At 39.4% G+C, this 16,054-nt stretch carries 15 protein-coding genes; 10 read left to right on the forward strand and 5 right to left on the reverse strand.

Features of this window, described 5'->3' with window-relative positions; all coding sequences use genetic code 11:
- Positions 1 to 20 precede the first annotated feature (20 nt).
- Genes ACGHEH_RS09325 through ACGHEH_RS09340 form a run of 4 tightly spaced genes read left to right on the forward strand, consistent with a single transcriptional unit; the run spans position 21 to position 5,477 of the window.
- Positions 21 to 2,042, forward strand: a complete 2,022-nt coding sequence (locus tag ACGHEH_RS09325) for a DUF1800 family protein (RefSeq protein ID WP_390444384.1) — start codon at positions 21 to 23, stop codon at positions 2,040 to 2,042.
- 9 nt (positions 2,043 to 2,051) lie between these two features.
- Positions 2,052 to 3,386, forward strand: coding sequence for a DUF1501 domain-containing protein (locus tag ACGHEH_RS09330; RefSeq protein ID WP_390444387.1), 1,335 nt, complete (start codon positions 2,052 to 2,054; stop codon positions 3,384 to 3,386).
- A gap of 27 nt (positions 3,387 to 3,413) precedes the next feature.
- The gene (locus tag ACGHEH_RS09335; protein ID WP_390444390.1) at positions 3,414 to 4,535 is read left to right on the forward strand and encodes a M24 family metallopeptidase; all 1,122 of its coding nucleotides are present in this window, start codon (positions 3,414 to 3,416) and stop codon (positions 4,533 to 4,535) included.
- A 9-nt stretch (positions 4,536 to 4,544) separates the two neighbouring features.
- A complete protein-coding gene (locus ACGHEH_RS09340) occupies positions 4,545 to 5,477 on the forward strand; it encodes an ornithine cyclodeaminase family protein (RefSeq protein WP_390444393.1) in 933 nt (310 codons plus the stop codon).
- A gap of 498 nt (positions 5,478 to 5,975) precedes the next feature.
- Here the strand turns inward: ACGHEH_RS09340 and fur are convergent, their stop codons facing one another.
- From fur to ACGHEH_RS09365, 5 genes are all read right to left on the reverse strand, one after another.
- Positions 5,976 to 6,419: a ferric iron uptake transcriptional regulator gene (gene fur / locus ACGHEH_RS09345; RefSeq protein ID WP_349286542.1), complete on the reverse strand. Its 444-nt coding sequence runs from the start codon at positions 6,417 to 6,419 to the stop codon at positions 5,976 to 5,978.
- 102 nt (positions 6,420 to 6,521) lie between these two features.
- Positions 6,522 to 7,049, reverse strand: coding sequence for a flavodoxin FldA (fldA, locus tag ACGHEH_RS09350; protein WP_390444397.1), 528 nt, complete (start codon positions 7,047 to 7,049; stop codon positions 6,522 to 6,524).
- A 14-nt stretch (positions 7,050 to 7,063) separates the two neighbouring features.
- Entirely contained in the window at positions 7,064 to 7,342 is a 279-nt protein-coding gene (gene ybfE, locus ACGHEH_RS09355; protein ID WP_058029913.1) for a LexA regulated protein, read from the reverse strand.
- A gap of 2 nt (positions 7,343 to 7,344) precedes the next feature.
- Positions 7,345 to 7,566, reverse strand: coding sequence for a DUF2788 domain-containing protein (locus tag ACGHEH_RS09360; protein ID WP_058029912.1), 222 nt, complete (start codon positions 7,564 to 7,566; stop codon positions 7,345 to 7,347).
- A gap of 85 nt (positions 7,567 to 7,651) precedes the next feature.
- Complete coding sequence (locus ACGHEH_RS09365) at positions 7,652 to 8,410, reverse strand: alpha/beta fold hydrolase (protein WP_390444400.1); 759 nt, start codon at positions 8,408 to 8,410, stop codon at positions 7,652 to 7,654.
- A 126-nt stretch (positions 8,411 to 8,536) separates the two neighbouring features.
- Between ACGHEH_RS09365 and seqA the strand changes: the two genes are divergently transcribed.
- From seqA to ACGHEH_RS09395, 6 genes are all read left to right on the forward strand, one after another.
- Complete coding sequence (gene seqA / locus ACGHEH_RS09370) at positions 8,537 to 9,073, forward strand: replication initiation negative regulator SeqA (protein WP_390444403.1); 537 nt, start codon at positions 8,537 to 8,539, stop codon at positions 9,071 to 9,073.
- A gap of 9 nt (positions 9,074 to 9,082) precedes the next feature.
- Positions 9,083 to 10,720, forward strand: a complete 1,638-nt coding sequence (gene pgm, locus ACGHEH_RS09375) for a phosphoglucomutase (alpha-D-glucose-1,6-bisphosphate-dependent) (protein ID WP_390444405.1) — start codon at positions 9,083 to 9,085, stop codon at positions 10,718 to 10,720.
- A gap of 71 nt (positions 10,721 to 10,791) precedes the next feature.
- Complete coding sequence (gene astE / locus ACGHEH_RS09380; RefSeq protein WP_390444407.1) at positions 10,792 to 11,826, forward strand: succinylglutamate desuccinylase; 1,035 nt, start codon at positions 10,792 to 10,794, stop codon at positions 11,824 to 11,826.
- 247 nt (positions 11,827 to 12,073) lie between these two features.
- Complete coding sequence (locus ACGHEH_RS09385; RefSeq protein ID WP_390444410.1) at positions 12,074 to 13,291, forward strand: thiamine pyrophosphate-dependent dehydrogenase E1 component subunit alpha; 1,218 nt, start codon at positions 12,074 to 12,076, stop codon at positions 13,289 to 13,291.
- Positions 13,291 to 14,268, forward strand: coding sequence for a transketolase C-terminal domain-containing protein (locus ACGHEH_RS09390; RefSeq protein ID WP_390444413.1), 978 nt, complete (start codon positions 13,291 to 13,293; stop codon positions 14,266 to 14,268). The genes ACGHEH_RS09385 and ACGHEH_RS09390 overlap by 1 nt, the downstream gene beginning before the upstream one ends.
- 9 nt (positions 14,269 to 14,277) lie before the next feature.
- A complete protein-coding gene (locus ACGHEH_RS09395) occupies positions 14,278 to 15,837 on the forward strand; it encodes a dihydrolipoyllysine-residue acetyltransferase (RefSeq protein ID WP_390444416.1) in 1,560 nt (519 codons plus the stop codon).
- The last annotated feature ends 217 nt before the right edge of the window (positions 15,838 to 16,054 follow it).

The following is a 16,054-nucleotide window of genomic DNA, read 5'->3' on the forward strand; positions in this document are numbered from 1 at the left end:
TCGAATTGGAATAGTTACACATGATCGCTAGGCACGTTTTTATAATACTGATACTTTCCTTGATAACAGGATGTGGTGGCGGATCGCAATCTGAAGAGCCAGTACCAGAACAGCCCGTAGTATCTGATTCTTATAACGGAGATGGCTCAGGTTCTGATGGGGGGGGAGACGGTTCTAGTGATGACTCTAGCAGTGGGTCTGATCAGGATTCAGATAATGACAGCAGCGATGAAGCCAAACCACTGGTTATTGCCATAAAAATAGATTCAGATACCTTTAAACAAGGTGAAATAGTAAAAGTTAAGGTCGAGGTATCAGAGCAAGACACACAACAAGTTAGCTTTGCATGGGAACAATTATCAGGACCTGAAATCGCACTGACAATGACTGATTCGTTAGAGTTTACTGCTTCTAACAATTTCACAGCTCTAGATGAAAAGTATCATTTCTTAGTGACAGTTACCAATTCAGCTGGTCTTTCCGCGCAACAAGAAGTTAGATTTTCAGTATTGAAGAATATGAACGAGGCACAAGCTTCCAGGCTTCTCCATCAGGCTAGTCTTGGACCGACTTACAATGAAATTCTGGCAGTTTCAGGTAAAAGTTACGAAGAATGGCTTAATGATCAAGTTAACCTCCCGATTACGTATCACAGTCCACTCGTCGAAAATTTCCCAGACCGTGATGAGCCTAATCAAATCAACCGTATTGATGCTTGGTGGAAAGCAAGTTTAAACGCAGAAGATCAGTTAAGACAGCGTGTTGCTTTTGCTCTTAGTGAAATCTTTGTTGTATCCGATCTAAATACATCACTCAGTGGTGAGCCTGAAGGCATGGCTGCTTATTATGACATTTTACTTGAACACGCTTTCGGAAATTATAGAGACTTATTAAAGCAAGTCACTTTATCACCTGTGATGGGCGTATATTTAAGCCATCTAGGAAATGAAAAAGCTGATCTTGAAAGGAATATTCGTCCTGATGAGAACTATGCACGTGAAGTCATGCAGCTGTTTACAATAGGACTCAACGAATTAAATCTAAACGGTACAAATAAATTAGATCAGAATGGTGAAATCATTCCAACTTATGGGCAAAGTGAAATTGAAGGGTTTGCCAAAGTCTTTACGGGTTGGACATTTGCTTATAGTACAAGATGGAGCCGACCAAGTAGAAACTATACTTTGCCTATGCAAGCTTTTGAAGATTATCACTCAATCAGTGAAAAAGTTTTGTTAAATGGTGAGGTTATTCCAGCAAATACGAATGCGGAGCAAAGTCTAGAAATAGCATTAGATAATTTGTTCAATCACGATAATGTTGCGCCATTTATTTCCAAACAGCTAATACAACGATTAATTACTTCTAATCCAAGCCCTGGTTACGTAGAGCGGGTCGCTATGGTATTCAATGATAATGGAGAGGGGGTAAGGGGAGATTTAGCAGCCATAGTGAAAGCGATTTATTTAGATAATGAAGCTAGAGGTTTTGGTATACCGCTTGCTCATTTTGGCAAAATAAAAGAGCCGTTACTCAAAACAGTTCAGTTTTGGCGTGTGTTTAACGCTAGAACCCTTAACAACCGTTATTACACTTGGAATTTACCCTCAACTTATGGTCAAGGCCCTTTGCAATCACCGTCGGTATTCAACTTTTTTAGACCAGACTATCAACCAGGCGAATTAGCCGATACTGAACTTGTTGCCCCCGAACTGCAAATCGCTAATGACGCAGCGTTAGTCGGTATGATTAACACGCACTATGCAGATCTCGTTTGGCGTGTGGCTGAGCGTCACGATGAATTAAATGAAAACAGCCTTTATTTATATATGCAAGCAGACCACGACTTAATCAATATGAATGGGTTGAGTGCAGTTTTAGATAAATACGATCTGCTATTTTTCGCCGGTAATATGTCACAAGAAATGAGACAAGCGTTAGTTGATATGGATGAATTTTTTGCAAGCCGCGATAGTTATCAACGTATTTCAAATCTTGTTTATTTAATTTCAATTTCACCCGAATTTACCTTGCAGCAGTAGGAGACGGACATGAATAGAAGAAAGTTTTTATCTTATTGTATGAAAGGTGGCGTATCGGTTGCCGCATTAACTCAATTGCAACTACAGGCTTTTCAGGGGTCTTTGTCTTACAACTTTGATGATCACAAAGCCTTAGTGTGTGTATTTTTATATGGTGGTAATGACTCTTTGAATATGCTTGTGCCCATAGAAGGTGAGCAGCGCAGTTTATATGAAGCAAGTCGACAAAACTTAGCGGTGACAGATGCACTCCAGCTATCTCCCGTTAGTGAATTTGCCGGTGGAGTAGGTCTTCATCCTGCTATGGGTTCAATAAAAAATATTTTTGATAATAGAAATTTAGCTTTTATATCCGGTGTAGGTAGCTTGATTGTGCCAACTAGCAAAGCAGACTATCAAAATGAAAGTGTGCCACTTCCTAAGCATTTATTCTCTCATAACGATCAGCAAGCTACTTGGATGCATGGCAGAGAAAAAGTATCTTTAAACAGTGGCTGGGGCGCAAGACTATTAGAGCGAATAGAACAAGGTGATTCATTCGTAAATAACATTTCATTAGCGGGAACTAATCCGTGGCAAACCAGTGTTAATCAGACGCCATTCTCATTACATAGAAGTGGTGTCAGTAAAATAAACCCAATTAATGGTACTGGAAATCGCGCAGCCTATGTAAAAAGTATAATGAATAGGGTGCTTGCCCAGTCAACCCATCCTCTAGCAAGTGCATATGGTACAAAAATGCAAAAAGCGATCACAAATACTGAAGTAATGAATAGTGCTATTGAGTCCAGCGAAGATCTAAGCATTTATTTTTCTGATAGTAGTTTGTCACAACAACTGCATACTGTGGCTAAATCAATCTCAGTTAGAGAAACACTCAATGCAAAAAGGCAAATTTACTTTGTGAGTATGGGGGGCTTTGATACACATGATAATCAGCTTACTACACACCCTGCATTATTAGGCGCTTTATCTCAGTCTTTGTCAGAGTTCAATGCTGCGATGTCATCCATCAATGCAAACGATGATGTAACCTTATTTACGATGAGTGATTTTGGTCGCACTTTGACGTCGAATGGTGACGGTACTGATCATGGTTGGGCGGGAAATCAAATCATTATGGGCGGCGCGGTAAATGGCGGAGAAATTTACGGCTCATTGATGACGCAACATCTAGATGGTCCGAATGATACACGTGGGGGTCGTTTGATCCCACAAGTTGCGAATGAGCAATATTTTGCGTCTTTGGCGCAATGGTTTGGTTTAGATAGCTCAGAATTGGTTGATATTTATCCGAATTTAGCAAACTTTAACTTACATACCTTGCCATTTATGCGTAGTTAACAAAAGCATATTGTATACAATTGTTGTTTGGGTTATGTTATTGCCATTATTGGTGGTGGTTTAACTCAAATGCAAACACGATATCTTCAACGTCAGCAACGTTTATTATTAGCTTTACGAGATAAAGACGTAAAAAACTTGTTGGTGTTTAACTACGAAAATATCTTTTATCTAACAGGTTACAGTGGTAATGCAGCTTACCTCATCGTTTCAACACAAGGTCAATGGCTGATCACTGATTATCGATATTTTGAACGAGCAAAATCAGAAAGCAATGGTTGTGAAATTATTTGCAGAGACAGAGATACAGAATCATTGGGCGCATGTATCAAGCGTTTATTACCTCGCGAAAAGACGGGCTTTGAAAGCCAAGCCATTAATTACGGCGCCTGGTTATCTATTGCTGATGAATTAGCTTCATATGACATTTCACCACTCGATGGCTGCATCGAAAAGCTCCGAATGGTTAAAGACGAGTTCGAAGTTGCTTCAATTAAAAAAGCAGCAGCTATTGCAGATTTGGCTCTTGCGGATTTACTCACTCAAGTTTCAAAAGGGGTGACTGAATTAGATTTGGCTACTGAGCTTGACTACAAAATGAAAAAGCTTGGCTCTGGTGGGGTAAGCTTCGACACCATTTTATTGTTTGCTGAGCGAAGTGCATTACCCCATGGAAAGCCTGAAGAAAGAAAGCTTAATTATGGCGACTTATTATTGATTGATTTTGGTGCTGTGGTAAATGGCTATCGTTCAGATATGACGCGTACTTATGTTTATGGCGAACCAAACCCACGTCAACAAGCTATGTATGAGGCTGTTTTGGCATCTCAAAGCAAATCTTTAGAGAGTCTTAAAGCTGGGGTCGATTGTCAGCATCTTAATCAGGTTTCATTAGATGTTTTGGAGCAAGCTGGGCTTTTAGAGTATGCAGGCAAAGGATTGGGACATGGTGTAGGTTTGGCATTACATGAAGTGCCTTTTATAAACCCAAATACAGACTATCTATTAGAAGCAGGCAACATTATTACTATTGAGCCCGGTGTATATATACCTAACTTTGGCGGTATTCGCATTGAAGATGATGTGCTCATTACTCATGATGGTTTTGAGTTTATAACCCATGCACCAAAATCGTTTGTGATTAATTAAGGAAAAGAAATGAAAATAGTTTCCGAACAACAAGTACATGCGAGTTTAAATTTCAACAAGGTCATTGACGCTTTAAAAGAAGGGTTTTCAAGACCTGCGGGCACACCGACCAGACAAGTTTTTGAACTATCAGAGTCTGAAAAGAACCACGATGCTTTTGCCGTTTTACCTGCATGGAATGAAGAAGTTATCGGCGTTAAATCCTTTACTTATTTTCCTTCGAATGCAGAGCATGGCTATAAAAGTTTATATTCTAAAATTATGTTGTTTGATCGCACTCACGGTGAGCCACTGGCATTGGTAGATGGCACGAGTGTGACACTTTGGCGAACGGCAGCAGTGTCCGCGCTAGCAAGTCAATATCTATCAAGACAAGATAGTGCCCATTTGGTGTACTTTGGTTCAGGTAATTTGTCACGATACATGATTGAAGCCCATATGAATGTACGTAATATTAAGAAAGTAACCATCATTGCAAGAAACACAGATAAAGCAGAAAGTTTACGGTCGTTACTTACTGAAAAATATTCACAAGTAGAATTTTTACTTGGAGAGTCAAATCAAGCAACCATTAGTTCGGCTGACATCATCAGTTGTGGTACGGGGGCACATGACCCTTTGTTTGATGGTAATTGGGTGTCAGATGGCGCGCATATAGACTTAATTGGCAATCACCACAAACAATTTAGAGAGTGTGACTCTGCTTGTGTTGTGCGTTCAAAAGTGTTTGTCGATAGTAAAAAGAACGTGTTGAATGAAGCTGGGGAGATACTTATTCCTATTGCCGAAGGCGTTTTTTCGGAGCAGCAGATCATCGCTGAACTTAACGAAATGCATCAACTTGATACATTAAGAGCTAAAACTGATATTACTTTATTTAAATCAGTTGGTACTGCGCTAAGCGACCTTATAACAGCACATTTGGTGTATAAGTCGCAGTGATGATCTGGTTAAGTGTACTCGTTACCTCGTTATTTTTTGCTGCCACATTCATAATGTGGCAGAGCAAAAAGAAGCAATTAAACAAACGTATATGGCGTCAGGTGCAAGTCGAGAATTTGGTTAAAGTAAAACAACATAAGGCAGGACCATTAGAAATGTTAGGTGAGTCGAGTCTTTTAGTTGAATTTACTTTTAATGAAACTAGCTATTGTTGTCAAACTGCTTTTAGACCCGATTTATATGAATCGTTTAAAGATCAAAAGGCCACTTTCATTTTAATTGACCCTAAGAACCCCAAACAGTGTTATTACAATGCTTGTCAGCAAACAAGATATGCAAAGTTGTGGGTGAGCCTTTCACTTTGTCTTAGTGCTTGTTTAATTCTAATCGCTTTATTAAAAAATACTTGATTGCTTAAAGATAGAAAGTAGGTATCTAAAAAAGAAATTGTACTTTCAATAGAGCAACAAAAAGCCGACTTACGTCGGCTTTTTTAACTTAGCTATTCTCTTCAGCGTATTTCTTGCACGCTTCGGTATCAACACACTCACCATAAAGGTACAGAGAGTGGTTAGTTAGCTTAATACCATTTTGAGTTGCAATTTCAATTTGTCGAGTTTCAATAACTTCATCTTCAAACTCGATAACTCGACCACATTTTAAACATACTAGGTGATCGTGGTGAGTGCTGCCCGCTAATTCAAAGACAGATTTACCACCTTCAAAGTGGTGGCGAGTAACAATGCCTGCATCATCAAACTGGTTTAAAACTCGATAAACTGTTGCAAGGCCAATTTCTTCGCCTTTATCTAATAAAATTTTATAAACGTCTTCAGCGCTGATATGTTGATTATCAGGAGACTGCAAGATTTCTAAAATTTTAATTCGTGGCAAAGTAACTTTTAACCCTGCTTTCTTCAACTCTAAATTATGATCAGTCATTATCTGTCTCAGTAATTTTATTAATTCTATTTTACTCTAGCAATGAGCACGACTTCATTACTAAAGGTAACGTGCATTGACTATAAGTGCAAAACTTATTGATTAGTCAACAAGTTCACTTAGGCACATTTCATCAAATACTTGTGCACACCATGCTTTAACACGTTGTTCTGTTAACTCTGGTTGACGGTCTTCATCAATACCCAGGCCAACAAAGTGATTATCATCAGCCATCGCCTTAGAAGCTTCGAAGTCATAGCCTTCTGTAGACCAGTGACCAACAACAATAGCACCACGCTCTGTAACGATATCGTTGATCATGCCCATGGCATCTAGGAAATACTCAGCATAATCTTCTTGGTCACCACAACCAAAAATAGCAACTAGCTTGCCTTCGAAATCGATTTCTTCAAGCTCAGGGAAGAAATCATCCCAATCACATTGTGCTTCACCATAATACCAAGTTGGAATACCAAACAGGATTAAATCAAACTCAGCAATTTCTTCTTTACTACTTTTAGCGATGTCTTTTACATCAACAAGCTTTTTACCAAGCTCTTTTTGAATCATTTTAGCAACGTGTTCAGTGTTACCAGTATCGCTACCGAAAAAAATACCTACGCTTGCCATGTAATACTTACCTTCTATCTATTATTCGCTAATTTCTCTTGCAAAATGGTTTCTATCAGTGCGCTTCTACTGATGTTTTGCGCTTGAGCCATATCACTTAGAGCTTGATAAAGCTCAGATGATACTTTGAATTCAATACGCTTTAACCCTCTTGCCTTATCACGTTTGATCTGGTTTCGTTTATTAACCTTCAACTGCACTTCTCGTGGAAGTGGGTTCGTTTTAGGACGACCAGGACGTTTCTCATTTTCAAAAAGATCGATTGTTGTACGATCTGTTTCTGACTTGGCCATGTTTATCCTACGCCAGCGCCTTGCCAAAATGCTTGAATAAGCCCTTTCGCAATAAAACCTGAACAGCCTAGAAACAATACGAGCCAAACAATATATCGACCAAATTTAGGCACATCACCTTTTTTTAAAACATCGTTGATTGCCATTCCGATAAAGAAAAAGATGCCTGCTAAACCGAAATACAGTCCCATAGTTTCAAACTGTTGAATATACTGATTGGCCATACTTGCTCTAACTAATATTTAAACGGCGGCTACTATACCATAACCGAGTATCATAATTTAATAGTGTGAGTGAAAAACTCGCTAATTATTGAAGAAAATCAATAATTGACCGATTTACGGCTTGTGGTTTTTCAGCATGCAGCCAATGACCAGCGCCATGGATGACTTTTGCTTTCGAATTGGGAAATAATGAGACGATTGCATCTCTATGTTCAGGCAATATGTAGTCTGAATTATTCCCCTTAATAAATAAGGTATCACATTGACAAGAATGAGTCTCATTAATGTTTGAAATGATCTTTGAATAGTTTTCAACAATGGTATTTAAGTTAAATTTCCAAGCATATCCGTTTTCAAACTTAGACAAGCTTTTTAATAAAAATTGTCTAACTCCCATCTCATCTATAAATTCTTTCATTATTGTGTCAGCTTTACTTCGCGAGCTTACACCTTGTTTCTGAACAGATTGCAGCGCATTAATAATTGCACTATGACGAGGGTGGTAATCAACAGGTGCAATATCAAGTACCACAAGTTTATTAACACGTGCTTCATCAAGCATGGCTAATTGCATTGCAACTTTACCACCCATCGAATGGCCGATTATATGCGCTTTTTTTATATTCAATTCATCAAGCAAATTGAGTATATCTTGGGCCATAGCAGGGTAACTTACTTCATCTACATGGAAAGATGCACCATGATTTCTTAAATCTATATTAATGACAGTGTAATGTTCGCTAAGGGCTTTAGCGATAATGTTAAGGTTCTCTAATGAACCGAATAGCCCATGCATGATCACGACAACGGGACCCGCTCCTGTTTGCTTGAAATTTAATAGCATTTTGCACTCCGATAAATTATGAGGTAATTTTGCCAGTGTATTGGTGAAATGCAAAGGCATAGTGTCTTGGCTCATTTCATTATATAATCAGCTCGATGCACCAAAATCAGTAATGACAGGAAAAGCATGAAAAAAATAGAAATAGATGACGAGCTTTATCAATATATCGCCAGTAATACACAAAGCATTGGTGAAAGTGCCTCAGACATTCTGCGTCGTTTATTAAAGTTATCACCCAACTCATCTTCAGAAGTTGATGATGTTGTATTAGAAGAAGAACAAGAAACAGTTGAAGAACAAAGCGTCATAAAAGTGACCACTAAAACTGCTAATGTTTTTAATATTCTTAATAAAGAAGAGCTCGCTATGCAAAAAGGTGTAGTAGGCCGCTTCTTATTTATTTTAAGTGCATTACACCGCACCCATAAAGACAGCTTTGATTCAGTATTAGAAATCAAGGGCCGTGATAGAATTTATTTTGCAAAAAGTAAAGAAGCTTTATTAGAAAGTGGCAGCAGTATGAACCCTAAAAATATCGCAGACAGTGAATATTGGGTCATGACCAATTCTAATACCACACGTAAGAAGATGATGTTACATGAGGTTGCCCTAGGTTTAGGGTACAAAGAAGCTGACGCTGAAACTATTAGAGATTACTTATAAGGACGTTCTATGTCTATCCATCCAGGTGCTGGCCAACCAGCAAAACACGACACATTAGTGAATATTCCAAAACTTGTCTCGGCTTATTATTTAAATGAACCAGATTTAGAGCAAAACCCGGAGCATTGTGTTGCTTTTGGTACATCAGGCCACCGTGGATGTTCGTTAAATGTTAAGTTTAACGAGTCTCATATTCTAGCAATTACACAAGCTATTTGTGATTATCGAAAAGCAAATAACATTTTTGGCCCGCTATTTTTAGGTAAAGATACCCATGCGTTATCTGAAGCAGCTTTTAACTCAGCCATAGAAGTGTTAGTAGCGAATGAAGTACAAGTCATTACGCAAGAAAATGATGACTATACTCCAACACCTGTGATCAGCCATGCGGTTGTGTGTTATAACAAAGCACATCCACATGAATTAAGTGATGGTATTGTTGTGACGCCTTCGCACAACCCACCTGAAGATGGTGGTTTCAAATATAACCCGCCAAATGGTGGCCCAGCTGATACTGATATCACCAAGTGGATCGAAGACAGAGCCAATCAGTTATTGCTAGAAGATTTAGTCGAAGTTGAGTTATTTCCTTTCGCTAAGGCTAAGCAATCTGGCTTCATTAAGTATGAAGATTTAATCACACCTTATGTTGATGATTTAATCAATATTGTTGATCTAGACGCGATTGCAAAGGCAGGTGTAAAAATTGGTATTGACCCATTAGGTGGTTCTGGTATCAATTTCTGGCCTGTAATTAAAGAAAAGTACGGACTAGATTTAACCGTTGTAAACCCTGAGGTTGATCCGCGTTTTGCATTTATGCCTTTAGATAAAGATGGCAAGATCCGTATGGATTGTTCGTCACCTTACGCGATGGCAAACTTAATTGCGTTAAAAGATGATTTTGATATTGGTATTGGTAACGATCCGGACTATGACCGTCATGGCATAGTAACCAAAGGCGGTTTGATGAATCCAAATCATTTCTTAGCAGTGGCGATTGATTATCTACTTACTCATCGTGATTGGGCGAAAGACATTAAAGTGGGTAAAACATTGGTGTCTTCGGCAATGATCGACAAAGTGGTTAAGTCACATGATAAAGAGGTGTTTGAAGTACCAGTAGGCTTCAAATGGTTTGTAAAAGGTTTAAGTGAGCAGTGGCTTGTATTTGGTGGCGAAGAAAGTGCCGGCGCGTCATTCTTACGTCGTGATGGTAGTGTTTGGAATACCGACAAAGATGGCTTTATTTTAGGCCTACTTGCAGCTGAAATATTAGCTGTAACCGGTAAAACACCATCAGAACGTTACAAAGAGCTTGAAGCGGAGTTCGGTGCACCTCTTTACAAACGCATTGATGCCCCCGCTAATGCAGCACAAAAAGCAAAATTGAAAGCGCTTAGTGCTGCAGATGTGACTGCAGATAGACTAGCAGGTGACAAGATTATTGAAAAACTCACTGAAGCACCAGGTAACAAAGCTGGCATTGGTGGTTTAAAAGTCGTAACTGAATCAGGCTGGTTTGCAGCTCGTCCATCAGGCACAGAAGATATTTACAAAATTTACCTTGAATCTTTTAAAGGTGAAGCACATTTAGCGTTACTAGAACAAGAGGCCAAAGCGCTTGTTGATTCTGTAATTAGCTAAACAATTTATTCTATAAAAGCCATGCTCAAGCATGGCTTTTTTATTTATACACTCTCACAAAAGGGGACAGTATGTACCTTGAAACATTGAAAAAGTCAGGTGACTTTTTATCGATTACACGCGAAAACGAATTTCATTTAGAACCGACTTCATTTGCTCTTGTAAATGGTACGAAAGTTGAAGTACTTGATACGGGCGTTATTAAATTCACACCTAGTGCAAAAACAACAAAAGATATTGTCTTATCAAGCGCGGTTCATGGCAATGAGACTGCCCCCATTGAAATTTGTGATGAACTAATCCAACACATTATCTTAGGCAAATTAGAACTTAAGCAACGTGTGCTGTTTATTTTTGGTAATCCAAAGTCAATCAACATTGGTGAGCGATTTGTAGAAGAAAACCTAAACCGTTTATTCAGTGGATCACATAGCAAAGGTGATGTGCAAAATGCAGAAAGAGACAGAGCGAAAAAGTTAGAAACTTATGTATCTGATTTTTTTAATGAGGTAGAAACTGGGCGTTATCGTTGCCATTATGATTTACACACGGCTATTCGAGGTTCAAAAAACGAGAAATTTGCAGTTTATCCGTTTTTAAATGGCAAGCCTTGGAAAAAGTCACAACTTCAGTTTTTGCTTTCTTGTGGCGTTAACACTGTATTAATGATGGCAGCACCGGCAACTACATTCAGTTATTTTTCTTCAAACGAATTTGGCGCTGATGCGTTTACCATAGAGCTGGGTCAGGTTAAGCCTTTTGGTGAAAATGATATGGTGCGCTTTGAGAAAACCAAGCAAACGCTGACTGCATTAATTAGCCAAGAAGATGTAGAATATCAGAAATTTAATTCTGAAGACTTTGAGTTGTTTGAAGTGTATCGAACGATTAATAGAACACAAGAAGCATTTAACTTTACCTTCCCTGATAGCGCAGTGAACTTTACAGGCTTTGCAAAGGGTGAGTTGTTAGCAAATGACGGCGAAAAGCAGTATTTTGCAGAAGTTGAAGGTGAAGCCATTATTTTCCCAAATGCTAAAGTTGCACTTGGTCAACGTGCATTATTAACCGTTATTCCTATGCAAATTAATGAAAACTTCATATAAGCAACTGAATTAAAAGCTAATAATATAGCGTATTCTTTTCTTTCCAGTAATATTTATGCAAATTAAGTGTTATTCATCTATGATCAGTTGAATAACACTTTACGTTAACGTAAAGTGTCGATAGGTTTAATTTAAACCAATTGCATAAATCGCACAGATTATTCATAAAACAACATAGCGAACGAATAAATACTTTTGAGTAGTTATTTGCATGCAAATGGATAATGACAACAAGAGAAGGTAGGTTATGATTAACCCGAATAACATATCTCTAAATATCAGCCACGCGCTGGAATTTATTGATGGCCATGCACTGAATATCCCCACCTTAAAAATTCTCGGTGACAATGGTGAGATCCTTGATGGTGCAACCGCACCAGAGCTAGATAAAGAAACAGCATTAAAAATATATAGCACTATGCGTTTCATTCGTTTACTAGATGAACGTATGCAGGCTGCACAGCGTCAAGGTCGTGTTAGTTTTTACATGCAATGTCTGGGTGAAGAAGCCGCTGTGACTGCAAGTGCAGCAGCGCTTAAACATGATGACATGATCATGGCCCAATACCGCGAGCAAGCAGCGCTTGCTTATCGTGGTTTTAGCCTAGATAACTTTATGAATCAAATGTTCTCAAATGAACTTGATTTAGGTAAAGGTCGTCAGATGCCTATCCACTATGGCTCTAACGAACTTAATTATATGACGATTTCTTCACCGCTTGGTACGCAAATCCCGCAAGCAACTGGCTATGCATATGGTCAAAAATTGAATCATATTGATGCTACAACCGGTGAATTAGCTTCAGAAATTGATAACGTTACGATTTGTTATTTCGGTGAAGGAGCTGCATCTGAAGGCGACTTCCATGCGGGTTTAAACATGGCTGCTGTGCATAAAGCACCGGTTGTATTCTTCGCGCGTAATAATGGTTATGCGATTTCAACGCCAGCTGATGAACAATTTAAAGGCGACGGTATTGCTGCGCGTGGTGTCGGTTATGGTATTAAGACTATTCGTGTTGATGGTACTGACACACTGGCTGTTTATGCCGCAACACAAGCTGCACGCAAGATTGCAGCAGAGCATGGCGATCCTGTACTAGTTGAATCTATTGCTTATCGCTTAGGTGCTCACTCAACATCAGATGATCCATCTGGCTACCGTAGTAAAGATGAAGAAGCAGAATTCAGAGCGGCTTGTCCAATCGAGCGATTCAAAAGCTGGCTATTAAAGCAAGGCTGGTTAAACGAAGCAGAAGACGAAGCGGCAAAAGATAAGATCCGTGAAGAAATACTTGCGGCATTAAAGGTTGCTGAGAAAGTTCAGAAACCAGCACTAGAAGAGCTCGTTTCTGATGTATACGACACGCCAATTCCTGCGCTTCAAAAACAATATGAAGAATTAAAAGAACATATTAAGCAACATCCAGAAGCGTACCCAGTGACTGCAGGGAGAATCAAATAATGGCAAAAATGAACATGTTACACGCCATTAACTCGGCGCTAGACATCACTATGGCAGAGCATCCGCAAGCATGTATCTTCGGTGAAGATGTGGGTTATTTCGGCGGTGTATTCCGAGCAACCTCTGGTTTACAAGAAAAGTACGGTAAGCACCGTGTATTCAATACACCTCTGACAGAGCAAGGTATACTTGGTTTTGCAAACGGTTTAGCGGCTTTTGGCGCACCGGCACTGGCTGAAATTCAGTTTGCTGATTATATCTTCCCGGCATTCGATCAGATCGTGAACGAATCTGCAAAATTTCGTTACCGTAGTGGTAATGAGTTCAATGTTGGCAATCTAACAATTCGAACGCCTTACGGCGGTGGTATCGCGGGTGGTTTATACCATTCACAATCTCCAGAAGCTTACTTTGCGCATACGCCAGGTTTGAAGCTAGTTGTACCTCGTAACCCTTATCAAGCTAAAGGCTTATTGCGTGCCTGTATTAAAGACGATAACCCGGTCATTTTCTTCGAACCTAAGCGTTTATATCGTGCTTCAGTTGGTGAAGTACCTGAAGAAGATTACGAAATTGAACTTGGTAAAGCTGAAGTCGTAAAAGAAGGTTCAGATGTGACGCTACTCGCTTGGGGTGCGCAGATGGAAATCATCGAGCAGGCTGCTGAAAAAGCAGAAGAAGCGGGTATAAGCTGTGAGATTATTGACTTACGCAGTATTCTGCCTTGGGATGTTGAAACGATTGCTAAATCAGTCACCAAAACAGGTCGCTTGATTATTAGTCACGAAGCACCGATCACCAATGGCTTTGGTGCTGAGATTGCTGCAACTATTCAGCAAGAATGTTTCTTACATTTAGAATCGCCGATTTTGCGAGTGTGTGGCTTAGATACTCCTTACCCACTAGCACTTGAAAAAGAGTACGTACCAGATGCACTTAAAGTGTTCTCTGCGATTCAAAAGTCTGTTGAGTTTTAAGGATTAGACATGTCAAAAGAATTTATCTTACCAGACATTGGCGAAGGCATTGTAGAGTGTGAAATCGTTGAATGGTTAGTCTCAGTGGGCGATGAGGTAAAAGAAGATCAACCTATCTGTGATGTTATGACCGACAAAGCCTTGGTACAAATTCCTGCAGTGCATGATGGTTTGATTACACAATTACACTATGAAAAAGGCGAAATTGCCAAAGTACATGAGCCGCTTTTTGCGATGGATGTAGCGGGCGCAGCACCTGCTGAACAATCTAATGACGTTCAAGCATCAAAAGATGTTTCGAGTTTACATTTAGAAGACTTTATTCTGCCAGACATTGGTGAAGGTATTGTTGAATGTGAAATCGTTGAGTGGTTAGTCAGCGAAGGTGACACCATTGTTGAAGACCAAGCTGTGTGTGACGTAATGACAGACAAAGCCTTGGTACAGATCCCAGCTAAATACGATGGTGTAGTTGAAAAGCTATACTATCAAAAAGGCGAAATTGCACAGGTTCACAATCCGTTATTCCAAATGCGTTTAGCTGGTGGTAATGGCAATGTTCAAACTTCTTCTGTCGCTGAAAGTAAACCAGCTGTAAAAGCTGAAACACAAAATACAGCAGTGAAAACGCAATTGCCAAAAAATGGTAAAGCAATCGCATCTCCTGCTGTACGTCGTTTAGCGCGTGAGCAAGATATCGACATTAATTTGGTGCCAGGCTCAGGTAAAAATGGTCGAGTGTATAAAGAAGACATAGCTCGATTTGTAAATGGTGAAACTGAACAACAAGCCGTTGTTGAAACTAAACCAGCTGCATCAAACAATGCGCCAGTTTCTGAGGTTGCTCATGCAGTCACTTCGGGGGGCACTCGTGTAGAGCCTATTCGTGGCATGAAAGCGGCAATGGCAAAACAGATGGTAGCTTCTGTATCGACCATTCCACACTTTACATTCAGTGATGAAATCGATTTAACCGACCTTATTGTACTTCGTAAAGAGCTTAAAGAGCAGTATGCGAAAGAAGGTATTAAGCTGACAATGATGCCATTCTTTATCAAGGCACTCTCGCTTGCGATTAAAGAGTTCCCAATCGTTAACTCAAAAGTAAATGACGACTGTACTGAAATCACCTATTTTGATGATCACAATATCGGTATGGCCGTAGATTCAAAACTCGGTTTATTGGTGCCAAATATCAAAGGTTGTCAGAGTAAATCTATCGTTGATGTTGCGCAGGATGTTACGCGATTAACTGATGCAGCTCGAGAAGGGCGCGTTTCACCTGATGATTTAAAGGGCGGCACAATTTCGATTTCGAATATTGGTGCAATTGGTGGCACAACCGCTACACCAATTATCAATAAGCCGGAAGTTGCCATTGTTGCACTCGGTAAATTACAGCACCTACCACGTTTTGATCCTCAAGGTAACGTTGTATCGCGTGCAATTATGCAAGTCAGTTGGTCTGGCGACCATAGAGTGATTGATGGTGGCACAATTGCTCGATTCAATAACCTTTGGAAGGCTTACCTAGAAAACCCTGCGAAAATGATGATGGCGATGCGCTAGGTTATTTTCAAAGTTTATTTTTAAAGCCCTGCCCAGTGCGGGGCTTTTTGTTAATAACCACTTCAAGTTTTTACTCTAGTTCTATTTTATCGATACTTCTTTTTTGTACCTGTTAGCCCTTTATTTATGAGCAAATGTATATTTTGTTACATATTCTAGTTAACAAAAGATAAAATAAAATATTGTATACAATATAAATTATATGTATTGTGTTATG

This window comes from Pseudoalteromonas sp. MTN2-4 (assembly GCF_042848605.1).
Classification (GTDB): Bacteria; Pseudomonadota; Gammaproteobacteria; order Enterobacterales; family Alteromonadaceae; genus Pseudoalteromonas.